The sequence below is a fragment of the Geomonas propionica genome (genome assembly GCF_016458235.1).
Classification (GTDB): domain Bacteria; phylum Desulfobacterota; class Desulfuromonadia; order Geobacterales; family Geobacteraceae; genus Geomonas; species Geomonas propionica.
On record NZ_JAEMHK010000016.1, the window covers coordinates 25,695 to 40,398 of the forward strand.

General features: G+C 63.8%; 13 protein-coding genes, 1 tRNA gene and 1 other RNA gene. All 15 read right to left on the reverse strand.

The annotated features are described in order from the left end of the window. Positions 1-11 precede the first annotated feature (11 nt). The gene (gene murD, locus JFN90_RS18360; protein ID WP_199396572.1) at positions 12-1,373 is read right to left on the reverse strand and encodes a UDP-N-acetylmuramoyl-L-alanine--D-glutamate ligase; all 1,362 of its coding nucleotides are present in this window, start codon (positions 1,371-1,373) and stop codon (positions 12-14) included. A 114-nt stretch (positions 1,374-1,487) separates the two neighbouring features. Continuing rightward, positions 1,488-2,564 carry a phospho-N-acetylmuramoyl-pentapeptide-transferase gene (gene mraY, locus JFN90_RS18365; protein WP_199396573.1) on the reverse strand — a complete coding sequence of 359 codons (1,077 nt, stop codon included), beginning with the start codon at positions 2,562-2,564 and terminating at the stop codon, positions 1,488-1,490. Continuing rightward, on the reverse strand, positions 2,564-3,973 hold the full coding sequence (locus tag JFN90_RS18370; protein WP_236019066.1) for a UDP-N-acetylmuramoyl-tripeptide--D-alanyl-D-alanine ligase: 1,410 nt from the start codon (positions 3,971-3,973) through the stop codon (positions 2,564-2,566). The genes mraY and JFN90_RS18370 overlap by 1 nt, the downstream gene beginning before the upstream one ends. Before the next feature lie 252 nt (positions 3,974-4,225). Next, positions 4,226-5,740: a UDP-N-acetylmuramoyl-L-alanyl-D-glutamate--2,6-diaminopimelate ligase gene (locus tag JFN90_RS18375; RefSeq protein ID WP_199396574.1), complete on the reverse strand. Its 1,515-nt coding sequence runs from the start codon at positions 5,738-5,740 to the stop codon at positions 4,226-4,228. A 13-nt stretch (positions 5,741-5,753) separates the two neighbouring features. After that, entirely contained in the window at positions 5,754-7,718 is a 1,965-nt protein-coding gene (locus tag JFN90_RS18380) for a penicillin-binding protein (protein WP_199396575.1), read from the reverse strand. After that, positions 7,715-8,050, reverse strand: coding sequence for a cell division protein FtsL (gene ftsL / locus JFN90_RS18385; RefSeq protein WP_199396576.1), 336 nt, complete (start codon positions 8,048-8,050; stop codon positions 7,715-7,717). Before ftsL ends, JFN90_RS18380 begins: the two co-directional genes overlap by 4 nt. 14 nt (positions 8,051-8,064) lie before the next feature. Beyond that, positions 8,065-9,003 (reverse strand): 16S rRNA (cytosine(1402)-N(4))-methyltransferase RsmH, encoded by a 939-nt coding sequence (rsmH, locus tag JFN90_RS18390; protein ID WP_199396577.1) that lies wholly within the window; start codon positions 9,001-9,003, stop codon positions 8,065-8,067. Then, positions 9,004-9,486 (reverse strand): division/cell wall cluster transcriptional repressor MraZ, encoded by a 483-nt coding sequence (gene mraZ / locus JFN90_RS18395; protein WP_199396578.1) that lies wholly within the window; start codon positions 9,484-9,486, stop codon positions 9,004-9,006. A 277-nt stretch (positions 9,487-9,763) separates the two neighbouring features. Further along, the gene (locus tag JFN90_RS18400; protein ID WP_199396579.1) at positions 9,764-10,090 is read right to left on the reverse strand and encodes a hypothetical protein; all 327 of its coding nucleotides are present in this window, start codon (positions 10,088-10,090) and stop codon (positions 9,764-9,766) included. Between the two features lie 19 nt (positions 10,091-10,109). Beyond that, positions 10,110-10,604: a hypothetical protein gene (locus tag JFN90_RS18405; RefSeq protein WP_199396580.1), complete on the reverse strand. Its 495-nt coding sequence runs from the start codon at positions 10,602-10,604 to the stop codon at positions 10,110-10,112. A gap of 197 nt (positions 10,605-10,801) precedes the next feature. Beyond that, positions 10,802-11,220, reverse strand: an RNA gene (rnpB, locus tag JFN90_RS18410) — RNase P RNA component class A. A gap of 132 nt (positions 11,221-11,352) precedes the next feature. Then, complete coding sequence (locus JFN90_RS18415; RefSeq protein WP_199396581.1) at positions 11,353-12,069, reverse strand: zinc ribbon domain-containing protein; 717 nt, start codon at positions 12,067-12,069, stop codon at positions 11,353-11,355. A gap of 47 nt (positions 12,070-12,116) precedes the next feature. Next, entirely contained in the window at positions 12,117-13,235 is a 1,119-nt protein-coding gene (locus tag JFN90_RS18420) for a Nif3-like dinuclear metal center hexameric protein (RefSeq protein WP_199396582.1), read from the reverse strand. A 120-nt stretch (positions 13,236-13,355) separates the two neighbouring features. Then, positions 13,356-13,432: transfer RNA gene (locus JFN90_RS18425), tRNA-Ile, on the reverse strand. A gap of 75 nt (positions 13,433-13,507) precedes the next feature. Further along, positions 13,508-14,632: a THUMP domain-containing class I SAM-dependent RNA methyltransferase gene (locus tag JFN90_RS18430; protein ID WP_199396583.1), complete on the reverse strand. Its 1,125-nt coding sequence runs from the start codon at positions 14,630-14,632 to the stop codon at positions 13,508-13,510. Between the last annotated feature and the right edge of the window lie 72 nt (positions 14,633-14,704).

The window sequence follows — 14,704 nt, forward strand, 5'->3', positions numbered from 1 at the left end:
CTCCAGCTTCCTCACGCCTTGGCTTCCTCCTTGGCCGCGCGTACCGCCGCCTTGAAGCGCTCCGCGCGCTCCTCATAGTTCTTGAACATGTCGAAGCTGGAGCAGGCCGGCGAGAAGAGGACCACGCCGCCGGGCTGGGTCAGCTTGCGGGCGGTCTCAACCGCCTGCTCGAGGGTGTCGGCGAAATGGGTGTCGGTCAGATCGCCCAGCGCCTGGTGCATGCGCTCGCGCGCCTCGCCGATAAGGACCAGGTGGCTCACCCGCTGCGATACCAGCTGGGCCAGCGGCTCATAGGAGCCCCCCTTGTCCTTGCCACCGGCGATCAGGGTGATGCCGGAATCGAAGCTCTCCAGGGACTTGACCACGCTGCCGACGTTGGTTCCCTTGCTGTCCTCGTAGTAGGCGACGCCGTTCACTTCCTCGACGAACTCCATGCGATGCGGCAGTCCCTTGAAATTCTTCACGGTGCCGTAGGCGCAGTCGCCGTCGCAGCGCATGAGGAGCGTGGAGGCCATGCTCGCCATGATGTTGTCCAAGTTGTGCACCCCTTTGAGCCTGAAGCCCTCGGTGCCGAAGCGAAGTACCTTGCCGTCATGAGCGAAGGTGATGAAGCCGTCGCGGTAGCTGATCCCCTCCTCGAGCTCGTGGAAGCGGCTCATGGGGAAGAGGCGCGCCTTGAGTTTGGAGGCGCAGGCGGCCACCAGCGGGTCGTCGATGTTCAGCACAGCGAAGTCGTCGGGACCCTGGTTTTCGAGAATGCGCAGCTTGGCGTCGATGTACTCCTGGAAGCTATGGTAGCGGTCCAGGTGGTCCTCGGTCAGGTTCAGGAGCACCGCGACGTGCGGGCGGAAGCTCTCGATCCCCTCCAGTTGGAACGAGGAGAGCTCGACCACGACGCGCTCGACCCGCTCGCCGCTCATGGCAAGCTCGATGAGGGGATTGCCGATGTTGCCGCCGACGAAGGTGTCGAAGCCGCACCCCTTGAAGATCTCGCCGGTCAGGGTGGTCGTGGTGGTCTTGCCATTGGTGCCGGTGATGGCGACCATGGGGGCCTCGATGAACCAGGAGGCGAGTTCCACCTCGCTTACCACGCGGCGTTTCTGGGCGCGCGCCATCTCCAGCGGCTTTATGTCCATCGGGACGCCGGGGGAGACCACGATCAGGTCGGCCATCAGGAAGCTGTAGGGGACGTGGCGCCCGAGCTCCAGACAGAGGTCGAGGTCGGAGAGTTCCGCCAGGACGTCCTGCAGAGCCTCGTCGTCGCGCATGTCGGTCACGGTGACCAGGGCACCGCGCTCAGCCAGGAAGCGGGTCACGGCTACGCCGGTCTTCGCCAGGCCGACCACCAGTATTTTTTTATCCTTTAATTCCATGTGACCTTCTTCTCCAAGAACCTAAATCCCCCCTGTCCCCCCTTTCGTAAAGGGGGGGACGCTATGGCAACCGGGGTGGTGATGGCTGCTAGCGCTTTTTCAGGGAGATGGCAGCTAGCGCATCTTCAGGGTCGAGATGGCGACCAGCGCCAGGATGATGGTGATGATCCAGAACCGGACAATGATCTTCGGCTCGGCCACCCCCTTCAATTCAAAATGGTGGTGGATGGGCGCCATGCGGAAGATCCGCTTGCCGCGGTACTTGTAGGAACCCACCTGGAAAATGACCGAGAGTGCCTCGACTACGAACACGCCGCCCACGATGACCAGCAGGATCTCCTGCTTGGTGAGGACAGCCAGGGTGCCGAGCCCGCCCCCCAGCGACAGGGAGCCGACGTCACCCATGAAAACCTCGGCGGGGTAACTGTTGTACCAGAGAAAACCAAGCCCCGCGCCGACCATGGCCCCGCACAGGACCGCCAACTCGCCGCCCCCCGGAACGTAGGGGATCTGCAGGTAGCCAGAGAGCCTTGCGTTACCGGCGATGTAGCAGAACAGCATGTAGGTGGCGGCGTTGATGGCCACCGGGCCTATGGCCAGGCCGTCCAGTCCGTCGGTCAGGTTGACCGCGTTGGAGGCGCCCACGATGACCAGGGTCACAAACGGAATGAAGAGGATGCCCAGTTCCGGGTGCAGCCTCTTGAAGAACGGGAAGTACAGTTCGGTGGAGAAGCCGGGGAGGTTGTAGAGGAAGATGCCGACGCCGCCGGCGAGGATCACCTGCCAGAACATCTTCTGGCGCGGCGAGAGCCCCTTGGGGTTCTTCTCGACCACCTTCTTGTAGTCGTCCACGAAGCCGAGCACGCCGTAACCGACGATGATGAGCAGGGTGAGCCAGATGAAGACGTTCTTCAGGTCGGCCCACAGAAGCGTCGGCACGATGATGCAGACCAGGATGAGCACCCCGCCCATGGTGGGGGTCCCCTGCTTCTTCAAGTGTGATTCGGGACCGTCGGTACGGATTACCTGGCGTGCCTGCAGACCTTCCAGCTTCCTGACCACCCAGGGCCCCACGATAAAGGAGAGCACCAGCGCCGTGATCATGGCGTAGATGGTGCGGAAGGTCAGGTATTTGAAGACGTTGAAGAGTTTGTAATCCGAGGCGAGCGGATATAGCAGATGGTACAGCATCAGTCATGCCCCCCTTGTTTCGTGGGTGCCAGCGCCTCTTTTAACGCCGTTGCCACCTTGTCCATCTTCATGCCGCGCGACCCCTTGAAGAGGACGCAGTCGCCGGGCTCGAGCCAGGCGGTGAGCGCGGAGGCAAGTTCCTCGTGGCTCGCCGCGTGGAGGATCCGTTCGGCGGGGAGCCCCGCCTCGAGCGCGCCCTTGGCGATTTCCCCGGCGAGCTCTCCCAAGAGGTAGAGCCGCTCGACGGTCGCCGCCGCCTTGCGGCCGAGCTCCCGGTGCGCTTCCTCGGTGCCCAGGCCTAATTCCAGCATGTCGCCCAGGACCGCCGCGCATCTCGCGCCACCTGCCACGTCCTTCAAGGTGGTGAGGGCGGCCGCCATGGAGGCGGGGTTGGCGTTGTAGCTGTCGTCGATGAGCGTCACGCCGGCCACGTCCTCAAGCTGGAAGCGCTTGTCGTAGGGGGTGAATTCCTCGAGCCCCTGGCGGATCACCGGGCCGGACACGCCCAGGGCGTATGCCGCGGCGGCAGCGGCCAGGGCGTTGTAGATGTTGTGCCGGCCGTAGGCCTTCAGGGCAACCTGCTCCTCGTCGTCGGGGAGCCGCAGCGTGAAGCTCTCCCCCTCTTTGCCCAGGCTCTTGATGGAGGCAGAGGAAACCTCGGCGCCGCGCAGGCCGAAGGTGAGCCGGGTCACGTTCAAGTGGGTCGGGCAGGCGGAGACGAGGGGATCGTCCACGTTGTAGACAGCAACCGCGCCCTCCTTCAGGCGCAGGAAGAGCTCGCCCTTGGCGCGTGCCACGCCCTCGACGCTCCCCAGGGTCTCCAGATGCGCCGGGAAGGCGTTGGTGATGATGCCCACCTGCGGCTCGGCGATCTCGGCCAGGCGATCGATCTCGCCGAATTCGCTCATGCCGATCTCGACAACGGCCCAGCGTTCGCGACCGGTCAAGCGGAACAGGGTAAGCGGCAGGCCGATCAGGTTGTTCAGGTTGCCCTCGGTCTTCAAGCCGGGGCCGGTCTGGGCCAGGATGCGGGCCAGCATTTCCTTGGTGGTGGTCTTGCCGTTGCTGCCGGTCACCGCGACCACCTTGAGGTCGAAGCGGCGGCGGTGCCAGGCAGCCAGGTCACCCAGGGCGCGCAGGGTGTCTTTGACAAGAACGGCGCAGGCGCCTGCCGGGACGCCATGTCCGGCGTGCCAGTTCTCGGTCATGAGGAACGCGGCCACCCCGCGTCCTGCAGCGGCCTCGATGAAGTTGTGGCCGTCGAAGCGCTCTCCCACGAGCGGCACGAACAGCTCTCCCGGGGCGACCTGGCGCGAGTCGGTGGATACGCCCGACACGACGGTCTGCGCCTCCCCGATCATCCTGCCGCCGGTTGCCTCGGCTATTTCTTTCAGCGTGAACATCGCCATCTTGATCCTTGTTTCCTTATGCCACCGAACGCTAGAGGCGTCCTTAATTCTTAATCCCTGTCAAGGCTAGGTGGTGTCTTCACTCCCCCCTCCCCTCGCGGGAGGGGGATAGGGGGTGGGGGAAGGTGCCACGGAGTCGCTCTGCTTGCGGCTTCACCCCCCCCCTGCCCCCTCCCGTCAAGGGAGGGGGGGGAGCAGGCCTGGCCGAAACTGACTAATGTGCCGCAAAATAAGGGAAAAGGGAACCTTTTTTTACGCCCTGAGCTTCAGGGCGGCGGCCGCCTCTTCCCGGTCGTCGAAATGGAATTTCTCGGTGCCGACGATCTGGTAATCCTCGTGCCCCTTCCCCGCCAGGAGCACGACGTCGCCCGGCCGCGCGGCCAGGATCGCGGCGCGTACCGCGGTGCGCCGGGACTCGATGGTGGCGAAGCCCTTTTCCCGCAGCCCCCCCTCCAACTCCTCCAGGCTGTACTCTTTCAGCCCCGCCGGGATGCCGGCGCGGACGTCCGCCAGGATCGCCTGCGGATCCTCGGTGCGCGGGTTGTCCGAGGTGACGATGGCGAGGTCGCTGTAGCGGGCCGCGATCTCCCCCATCACCGGGCGCTTCCCCTTGTCGCGGTCGCCGCCGCATCCGAAGAGGGTGATGATCCGGTCCGTCTTCAGCTCGGCGATGGTGGAGAGTACGTTCTCCAGCGCGTCGCCGGTGTGGGCATAGTCGACCAGCACGATGATCCCCTGGTCGTTGGGCACCCGCTCCAGGCGTCCCGGCACTTTCTTGTGCCCCTCGATCCCGGCCTGGATGGTTTCCTTGGGTATGCCGAGGGCAAGCCCCGCACCGACGGCGCCCATCATGTTGTACAGGTTGAAGCGCCCGAGCAGGTCGGAGTTGATGTTGATCTCCCCCACCGGCGAGTTCAGGCGGCAGCGGATGCCGTGCACCGAGAAGTTCACCTCGGCGACGCTCAGGTCGGCCGGGCCGTTCACGGCGTAGGTCAAGACCGGCGCGGCAGAATCGGCCGCGATGCGCGCGCCGTAAGGGTCGTCCAGGTTCACCACGGCGCGCCTGAGCGGCTTGTGCACGTTGGGCGTCAACAGGTCGGTGAAGAGCCGGAGCTTACTCTGGTAGTAGGACTCCATGTCGAGGTGGTAGTCGAGGTGGTCGCGGGTCAGGTTGGTGAAGATGGCCACGTCGAAGACGCAGCCGTCGGCCCGGCGCTGCTCCAGCGAGTGCGAGGAGACTTCCATCACCGCGCCCTTCGCCCCCTGGTCCACTAGCTCCCTGAGGATGCGCTGCAGATCCACGGACTCCGGGGTAGTGTTCGGTGCCGGAATGTTGGTCTCGCCGAAGCGGTAGCTGATGGTGCCCATGACCGCCGGCGGCAGGCCTGCCCGCTCCATGATCCCCTCCACCAGGTAGGTGGTGGTGGTCTTGCCGTTGGTGCCGGTGATGCCGACCAGCGGGATGTCCCCGGTTGGGGTGCCGTAGAAAACGGCGGCCATGAGGCTCATGGCGCGGCGCGCATCGGGGACCTCGACGCAGGTAACCCCGGCAACGGCGCAGGGGCGGTCCGCAATAATTGCGACCGCCCCCCCCTTTACAGCGGATGCCACGAATTCGGTCCCGTCGCTCTTTACCCCGCGCAGGGCGAAGAAGAGCGCACCGGGCGTCACCTGTCGCGAGTCGTAACAGAGTGACTCTATCTCGATGGCGTCGTCCCCGGTGACGCTGGCGCCCGGGACACAGGCCAGAAGTTGTCTCAGTTTCATACTTCCCCCATGGTCAGGCCGACGGCACGAAGCGTACCCAGACCTGATCCTGCGTGGTGATGCGGGCTCCCGGCGGCGGGTTCTGCTCCACCGCGCGACCGCTGCCCTGCAACTTGACGTTGAGGCTGCGCTGCTCCATGACCCTCAGTACCTGCCTCATGCTCATGCCGCGGAAGTTGGGCATGGTGCCCGCGTCAGCCCCTTCCACCGTCACCCCCTCGACCGCCGCCTGCTCCGCCTGCGGGGTGACCTTGTCGGGTGCCTGCGCCGGCTTCTTCTTGATGCTCTTGTCCGGCGGGACGTTCAGGTAGCACAGGCTCTGCTGCGCTATGGCGCTGAAGGCCGGAGCTGCGACGACACCGCCGTACACGTTGGCGGTCGGCTCGTCCACCATCACCATGATGGCCAGCCGCGGCTTCTCTACCGGCACGAACCCGATGAAGGATCCGATGCGCTTGCTGGCCGAGTAGCTGCGTCCCTCGACCTTCTGGGCTGTGCCGGTCTTGCCCGCCACACGGTAGCCGTCGACCGCGGCGCCGGTGCCGGTTCCCCCCTCGACCACGACCCCCTCCAGCATGCGGGCCACGGTTTTGGCGGTTTCAGGCGAGATCACCCTTCTTTTCAACTGCGGCCCGAACTGCTGCAGGACGACCCCTTCGTCGTCGACGATCCGGTCCACCAGGTACGGCTTCATCAGGTTGCCGCCGTTGGCGACTGCGGAGACCGCGGCGGTCAACTGCAGGGCGGTGGCGGTCACCCCCTGGCCGAAGGAGATGGTAGCGAGGTCGATGCCGTACCATTTCTCCTGCGGGCGGAGCATACCGCCCACTTCGCCGGGGAGGTCGATGCTGCTCCTTTCCCCGAACCCGAACCCGGTGAGCGCCGTGAAGAGGCGCTGCGAGCCGAGCCTTTGGCCAATCTTGGCTGCGCCGATGTTGCTCGAGTACTTGAGAATCTGCGGTACGGTCAGGGCACCGTACTTGTGCGTATCGTGAATGGTCCTGCCGTACATGTTGCAGGAGCCGTTCTCGCAGTTGAAGCTATCCCCGGGTCGGATCACCCCCGCCTCCAGCGCTGCCGCCACCAGGAAGATCTTGAAGGTGGAGCCGGGTTCGAAGCTGTCCGCTATGGCGCGGTTCCTGATCACCCCGGGGGTAAGTTCCTTGACGTTGTTCGGGTTGAAGGAGGGGTAGTTGGCCATGGCCAGCACCCGCCCGGTATCGGGCTCCATGACGATCGCGATGCCGGCCTTGGCGCCGTTTTTCTCGATAGTCTTGGTGAGTTCCTTCTCCGCTATGTACTGGATGTTCTTGTCCAGGGTGAGAACGACGTTACTCCCCTTGGAACCGGCCTTCCCCTCGCTCCCCTTCTTGAGGGCGATGTCGCGGCCCAAGGCGTCGCGCTCGGTCACCAGGTAGCCGGTGTTGCCGAGGATGATGTTGTCGTACTTCTTTTCCACCCCTTCCAGGCCGCTCGGGTCCAAGCCGGTGAAGCCTATCACATGGGCTGCGACCTGCGAGTTCGGGTAGAAGCGGCGGCTTTCCTTAACGAAACCGACACCCTCCAAATCCAGCGCCTTCACTTTTTTGGCCTGCTCGGGGGGCATCCTGCGGGCCAGCCAGACGAAGTTCTTGGCCGCTTTCAGCTTCGCCTCGAGCTCATCCCGGGATAACCCCAGGGCCGGCGCCAGTTGCGTCGCGGCCTCCGGGATGCTCTCCATGTTCCTGGTCTCTGCATAGCAGGAGTCCATCTCGATGGAGACGGCGAAGGGCGCGTTGTTGCGGTCGTAGATCCCGCCGCGGCTGGGCGTCAGCGGGATGCTCTTCTGGTGCTGCTTCTCGGCGATCTTCACCAGCTTGTCGTTGTCCACGACCTGCAGGTAAAAGGCGCGCCCGGTTGCCGCTATGAAGAACCCTACAAAGAGCAGAGCCACGAAACGCATGCGGACCCTGGCCCATTTCTCCCACTTATCTATCACTTGACCAGGACCACCTGCTGGTCGGTGGGGAGCGCCATGCCGAGCTCACCCTTGGCCAGCGCCTCGATGCGGGCCGGCGCCTTCAGGGACGCCACCTCCACCTTGAGGCGCTTGTTTTCCTGCTGCTGGTCCCTGAACTGGCGGTTGGACTCGCCGATCCTCAGGTTCAGGTCGATCACCTCGACCCTTGACCAGACGTGGAAGATGGAGACCAGCGTGAGGAGCACCATGACCCCCGTCAGGTAGCGGAAGCTGATCCAGTTTTCTCTTACTACCGCGCCCGGGCGTGCCGGTGCGGCGACCTTACCGTAGGCAACTTTGCTCTGTGCCATAGTGCTACCTCTTGTTAAAGCTTCTCGATGCCTCTAAGACGTGCGCTCCTGGAGCGCGGGTTCACATTCAGTTCCTCGTCCCCAGCCTTGACCGCCTTTTTGGTCAGCACCTTGTACTGCGGCACCCGTTTGCAGACGCAGATCGGGAGTTCCTTGGGACAGGTGCAGCCGGCGGCCGCGTTGCGGAAGGCCTCTTTGACGATGCGGTCCTCCAGGGAATGAAAGGAGATCACCGCGCCGCGCCCACCCGGTTTCAGGAGCCGCAACAGGTCGGCGAGTCCGTCCTCGAGGCTTTTCAGCTCCTCGTTCACCGCGATGCGCAACCCCTGGAAGGTCCGCGTGGCCGGGTGCAGCCGCTCCTCCCACTTCGCCTTAGGTATCGCCCCCTTGATGATGTCCACGAGTTGCATGGTGGTCTCGATGGGGGCTTCTTCCCTTGCCTTGACGATGAAGGAGGCGACCCGCTTGGCCCAGCGCTCCTCGCCGTACTCGGTGATGATGCGGCAGAGCTCCCCCTCGGAGAGGGTGTTTACCAGGTCGGCGGCGCTGGCGCCGGAGCTGCGGTCCATGCGCATGTCCAGGGGCGCGTCGGCCTGGAAGCTGAAGCCCCGCTCCTCCTTGTCCAGCTGGTGGCTGGAGACCCCGAGGTCGAGAACGAAACCGTCGATGGCATCCACCCCGATCTCCGCCAGGGTCGCCGCTATCGAGGCGAAGTTCCTCTGGAAGATCCGGACCCGGTCGCCGAAGGGTGCGAGCCTTTCGCGGGCCACCGCGATCGCCTCCGCGTCACGGTCGAAGCCGATCAACTGGCCCTCCGGTGCGCTCGCGGTAAGCACCAGGCCGGCGTGGCCGGCGCCTCCCAGGGTGCCGTCCACGTAGACGCCGCCAGACTTGGGGGCGAGCAAGTCGAGGACCTCGTCCGGGAGCACCGATATGTGATGAAAGTCGGCCATCTAGAGCCCCAGCGCCGTAAGGCCCGGCGCGTCGAGCGGGAAGTTCTGCTCGTCCTGCGCGCAGACCTTGGCCCAGACAGGCTGGCTGTAGATGTCGATCTTTTTCTGCATGCCCACGAAGTGGAGCTCGCGCTCCAACTGCGCGGCCTTTCTCAGGTCGGGTGGGACCAGGATGCGCCCCAGCTTGTCCGCGGTGCACTCGACCGCGGGGACCAGCACGATGCGGCGCAGGGCGGCCAGCTGTTCCACGGAGAAACCGAAAGCCCCTCCGTCCTTGAGCCTCTCTTCGAGGGCCAGGAACTCACTGTGGGGATAGATGACGAGACCGTAGCTCATCTGCTCCCCCCCCAGTCGCATCGGAATGGACTTGGTGAGGAAGAAGCGCTCGTCGCCGAAGCTGTCCACCAGAACCTCGCGGAATTTCGCGGGAATACTGGTGCGCCCCTTGGCGTCGATGGTCGTGTCGAACTTCCCTCTGAACATGGTTTCCCCGGCACTCATTGCCACTTTATACCACTACATACCACTTTCGTGCACGAACTATACGGGAGGCACGCTTTGCTGTCAAGGCAAAATTAGAGACAAATAGGGAATTTTGGGGAGGTTTTCCGGTGGGTTAAGCGGGCGGACGGCAACGGTGGCAAGAAGTGGTAAAAGCGGGGGAGTGAGCCGGGGTAAATTAAAATGGGCAGCGGACAGCGGAGGAGAAAACGCGGCGGGCGGGGTCACGAAGACCCCGCCCGGGAACGGTGCGAGATTATTAATTCTTTTTCCTGTCGAAGAGCGAGACCACGTTTCCCTTCTTCGGGCTCCCCCCGTTGTCCACCGGCGCCACCGGCGTCTGGGGAGGCTCCGGGGAGACGACCTTCTCGAGCATGACCGGGGTGCCCGACATGGTGAAGGGGGCGCCGTTCACCTGGCTTTCGTCCAGGATCCAGTGGTACACCTGGAGCGGCACGGTGAGCACCAGGAGCTGCACCTGCCACCAGCCGGGCTTGGCGTCCGGGGTGATGTCCTCGATCCGGGCGTAGAAGGCGGGCTTGTTGTCTATGTGCGCCAGCACGATGTCATTGATGGTTGTCGTCATGGTCACTTCTCCTGTGGGGTCAAAGCAGGGGGCCGTCCATGCTGCGCGCCGGGAACAGGCCCCGGATTGCGGCGTAGCGGGCGACAAGCTCCTGCTCCATCCGGTAGAAACGGGAGACGTCCTCCCGCGCCAACTGATCTTCGATGAGGTCGCAGTTGAAGGTGATGCAGTTGAAGGGACGGTAGCCTGCGGGGATCAGGCACTCCGGCTCGCCGAGGAACGGGCAGAGCCCGTTGTCGAAGCGCGGTGCGAAGAGCGGCTTGTCGGTGGCCAGGTAGACCAAGAGGTCCACGGCGCTGAAGTGGTACTTCCCCTTGACGCAGCACGCGCCGCCGCAGCCGGCGCAATGGGCGGCGGCGTCAACGCCGGAGACCAGCTGCTGCATCCCTTCCTTGTGCGCCGCCATTTGGGTGGCCAGCGTTTCCAGGTTCCGCCGGACGGGAACGGAGAGCCGCTCGAACGCCGCCGTCACCCTGCTCACCGCCTCCTGCCATTCATTATTCCAACCGGTCACACTAACCTCGTGCAATAAAAAAACGCCGTCCAGGGCGACCGGAAGGCGGGTCTAAAAACCTTTTGTAACGCAAAGGCGCAAAGACGCAGAGACAACGCAAAACAAGGGACTGCAAGATTTGTAGCCGTTGAGATTTTTGCTTTTCTTTGCGACTTCGCGGCTTTGCGTTTAAAAGCGGTTCAGTTTTTTTGTTTTTTGGCCGAAGCAGCCCGTAAGCCGGGTTCTGTTCCCGCAGCCGGTTACCCGGCGGCGGGCGATGGTCATTCATCTAGGAGTGCCGTTGCCGACACCCTCAAGCAACCAACCCGGAAGCACGGACGGGCCGTCCTTAACGCTTCCCTATTTGGTCTTGCTCCTGGTGGGGTTTACCTGGCATCCGGCGTCGCCGCCGAACCCGGTGAGCTCTTACCTCACCCTTTCACCCTTACCCCCCTTCGCCAAGGCTTCGGGGGGCTAGCCCCCTATTGCCCCGCTTGGTGGGCGGACTTCTCTCTGTGGCACTATCCCTGGGGTTGCCCCCGCTGGACGTTATCCAGCACCATGCCCTGTGGAGCCCGGACTTTCCTCCCTCCCCTTCGCACGAGGCTACGGGGACGGCGGCCATCTGGTCTGCTTCGGCCAAAAACAAAAATCAGGTTCTAGGTTCTACGTTCTATGTTCTACGTTGCAGGCCCTGCCTCCACGCGCTGACGCTGCGAGAGAAGAGGTTTAACGTAGAACCTAAAACATAGAACGTAGAACGGTCTCTTTAGTCCTGCACTTCCTGCTTCATGATCAGGATGCGCTGGCAGTGCGGGCAGGTCAGCACGTCGTCGGCACGGAACAGGGTGTTGTAGAGCTGCGGCGGCAGGTGCATGTTGCACCCCATGCAGTTCCCTTCACGAGCCTCGACCACGGCGATGCCGCGGCGCTGGTCGCGCAGCTTGCTGTAGCGCTTCATCACGGAGGCCGGGATGATCTTCATGGTCTCTTCGCGGGAGGCGGCATCCTTGGCGATGCCCCCTTCGAGCGCATCAACTTTCTGCTGCACTTCGGCCTGCTGCGTCGCCACGTTGGCTTCCAGCTCGACGAGATCGGATTCGCGCTTGGCGATGTCACCATTGATCTCGTCGATGGCGTTGATCTTCTGCAGGATCTGCTCCTCCAGCTCAGCGATCAGCTTCTTGGCGCCGGAGATCTCCTTGGAGACCGCCTGGTACTCCTTCTGGGTCTTGATCTCCTTCAGGTGCGACTCGGAACGGTTGATGTTGTCGTTCTCGGAGACAAGGTTCGCCTCGAAGGTTCCCTTCTCTTCCTCGAGCGCACTCACTTCCTCACGCCGCGCCGCGATCTTCTCCCGGGCTTCCGCAAGCTTCGCGTCCAACGCCTGGGACTCGTTCACCAGTTGCGCTTTCTCGCCGTCAAGTCCGTCGATCCTCAGATCGATCTCCTGCAATTCGTATAACGCCTTCAGTTTGTTGCGCAAATTCCGCCTCCCCAACTACCTTTTTATGTGCTTAAAGAACAGACGCCTCACCAGAAGCTGAAAGGATCCTGCTCTCCTTGGTATTCCACTATTTCCGCCTCGAAGCGACGCACCGCGAGGGTTTCCTTCAACTGGGCCCCGAGCCCCTGCACCATGAGCCGCTCGGTGGCGAAATGCCCGGCGTCGAGCAGCGCCACCCCGAGAGCCTCGGCCTCGCGCGCCTCGTGGTATTTCACGTCGCCGGTGACAAAGACGTCGGCCCCCTTGCGCGCCGCGTCATGCAGCAGGGAAACGCCCGAACCGCCACAGACGGCCACCTTCTTCACCTGGCGCTCCGGATCCCCCACCAGCCTGACTCCTGCGGCGCCCAAACGCTCCCGGACCTCCTTGGCGAAACTTCCTGCCGACACCGGGGCGGCCAGCGTCCCGATACGCCCAAGCCCGCGCGGAGGCCCCTGGTTCAGCACCGGGTACAGGTCGTAGGCAGGCTCCTCGTAGGGGTGCGCCCCCTTGAGAGCGGTCACGGCGGCCCCGATGCGCTCCTTGAGGACCAGGAACTCGAGCCTGCTCTCCGGCTCGGCGTGCCCCGCCCCCACCTCGCCCACGAACGGCTTCGCGCCGGCCAGCGGCGTGAAGCGGCCGGTCCCATCGACCTGATAGGAACAGTCGCGGTAGTTGCCGATCAGGGGCATGAACGGGGCAAGCGCGGCCAATAGCTTCTCCTCGAAGCCGCGCGGCGCGAACAGCACCATCTTGACGTACTCCTCGGAGCCGGTGATCTTCAGAGGCTGCGCGCCCTGGAGCCCCAGGCGGCCGGCCAGAAGGTCGTTGACGCCCCCGTGGGCGATATCGAGGTTGGTGTGCAGGGAGATGATAGCGAGGTCGTGCTTGAGGGCGAGGATGGTAAGACGGCCGGTCTCGTCGGCGGCGGTGATCTTTTTGAGCGGGGAGAAGATGAACGGGTGATGGGTGACCAGCAACTGGCAGCGGGCCTCGATGGCGGCCTCGACGGCGGGACGGCCGGGATCGAGCGCCACCATGATCCGGGAAACCGGCGCGACGGGGTCGCCAAGCTGCAGCCCCACGTTGTCCCAGGATTCAGCGAAGTGAATCGGGGCAATTTTACCAGTTATTCCAACTAGATCGGAAAGTCTTGGAGTTATCATCACGCTCAAAAGAAAAAGAGTGCAACCGCTTGGTGTGCACTCTTTCTCCCCACTAGAAGTGTATTTTTTCGTCTGAACAGGTGCTTTAAGGGCATCCCCACATCATCCTAATTTGTAAGGTGGTGGGCCCACCAGGACTCGAACCTGGGACCGACCGGTTATGAGCCGGTAGCTCTAACCAACTGAGCTATAGGCCCGAAAAGCGAAATTAAAACATATAGTAAAAGGATTAGCGTGTCAAGCTTCTATTTTAATGACAGAAACGGACTTCGCTAATACATCTCGTACTTGAGCAGGCGACACTCTATCGGGCCGTTGTAGAGCACCATCCTGCGGGTCGCCTTCAGTCCCACCGACTTGGCGAGCTCCAGGTTGCCGGTGAAAAGGTAGGCGGTGTACCCCTTGCAGCGCTGCTTGAGGGTGTCGCCGATCTCCTTGTAGAGCGGGCTCAGTTCCTCCTCTTCCCCGAGCCTCTTGCCGTAGGGAGGGTTGACGATCAGCACCCCGGGCCCCGGAGGCGGGGTGAGCTCGGCCATGGGGAGGCGCCCCAGCACCAGGTGCTCGAGCACCCCGGCCCGTTTCGCGTTCTGCGCCGCCATCCCGACGGCCGAGTGGGACAGGTCGGTCCCCTGCACCGGCGCGGGGAGCCGATCCAGCATCCCGGCCCGGGCCTCGGCAACGATGCGGTCCCACAGCCCGCGGTCGAATCCCTGCCAGCGTTGGAAGCCAAAGCGGCGGTTCAGCCCGGGGGGGATGCGCAGCGCCTTGAGCGCGGCCTCGATGGCGATTGTCCCGGTGCCGCACATGGGATCGACCAGCGGGGTACTGCCGTCCCAGCCGGTAAGCTCCACCAGCGCCGCCGCCAGGTTCTCCTTCAGCGGGGCCTCGTGCCGGTCCAGACGGTAGCCGCGCCGGTCCAGCGGTTCACCGGAGAGATCGAGGCTCAGGGTGCAGCGGTTCTTGAAAAGACGCACGTTGACGCGCAGATCGGGGTCCTTGGTGTCGACGTTGGGCCGGCTGCCGTAGTGATCGCGCAGGGCATCCACGATGGCGTCCTTGGCCTTCAGCGCCACGAACCCGGAATGGGTGAGCGCGGAGTCCCTCAGGTTACAGTCGACGGCGAGGGTGAGCTCGGGGTTCAAAAAGCGCTCCCAGGAGATGGCGCGCACGCCGCGGTACAACTCTTCCGGGGTCTCGCAGGGGAACTCGGCGAGGGTCATCAGCACGCGGCTCGCGGTGCGCAGCCAGAGGTTGGCCCGGTAGGCGGATTCCATCCCCCCCCCGAAACGGACGCCGCCGCTCTCCACAGTCACTTCGGGGACTCCCAACCGCACCAGCTCGGCCGCCAACGCCTCTTCCACTCCCTTGGCAGTGGTGGCGAAAAAAAACTGCTTCATCCTCTCTCCTTGGAAAAACCTGACGGTGCCCTCTGTCATGAGAGCTGCCGGTCCCTGAGCTACGGCCTGGCC

What these genes read in the sequence shown, in the direction of transcription:
- murD (WP_199396572.1), bottom strand. Translation starts at nt 1,373, where the DNA reads ATGGAATTAAAGGATAAAAAAATACTGGTGGTCGGCCTGGCGAAGACC.
- mraY (WP_199396573.1), bottom strand. Translation starts at nt 2,564, where the DNA reads ATGCTGTACCATCTGCTATATCCGCTCGCCTCGGATTACAAACTCTTC.
- JFN90_RS18370 (WP_236019066.1), bottom strand. Translation starts at nt 3,973, where the DNA reads ATGGCGATGTTCACGCTGAAAGAAATAGCCGAGGCAACCGGCGGCAGG.
- JFN90_RS18375 (WP_199396574.1), bottom strand. Translation starts at nt 5,740, where the DNA reads ATGAAACTGAGACAACTTCTGGCCTGTGTCCCGGGCGCCAGCGTCACC.
- ftsL (WP_199396576.1), bottom strand. Translation starts at nt 8,050, where the DNA reads ATGGCACAGAGCAAAGTTGCCTACGGTAAGGTCGCCGCACCGGCACGC.
- rsmH (WP_199396577.1), bottom strand. Translation starts at nt 9,003, where the DNA reads ATGGCCGACTTTCATCACATATCGGTGCTCCCGGACGAGGTCCTCGAC.
- mraZ (WP_199396578.1), bottom strand. Translation starts at nt 9,486, where the DNA reads ATGTTCAGAGGGAAGTTCGACACGACCATCGACGCCAAGGGGCGCACC.
- JFN90_RS18400 (WP_199396579.1), bottom strand. Translation starts at nt 10,090, where the DNA reads ATGACGACAACCATCAATGACATCGTGCTGGCGCACATAGACAACAAG.
- JFN90_RS18420 (WP_199396582.1), bottom strand. Translation starts at nt 13,235, where the DNA reads ATGATAACTCCAAGACTTTCCGATCTAGTTGGAATAACTGGTAAAATT.
- JFN90_RS18430 (WP_199396583.1), bottom strand. Translation starts at nt 14,632, where the DNA reads ATGAAGCAGTTTTTTTTCGCCACCACTGCCAAGGGAGTGGAAGAGGCG.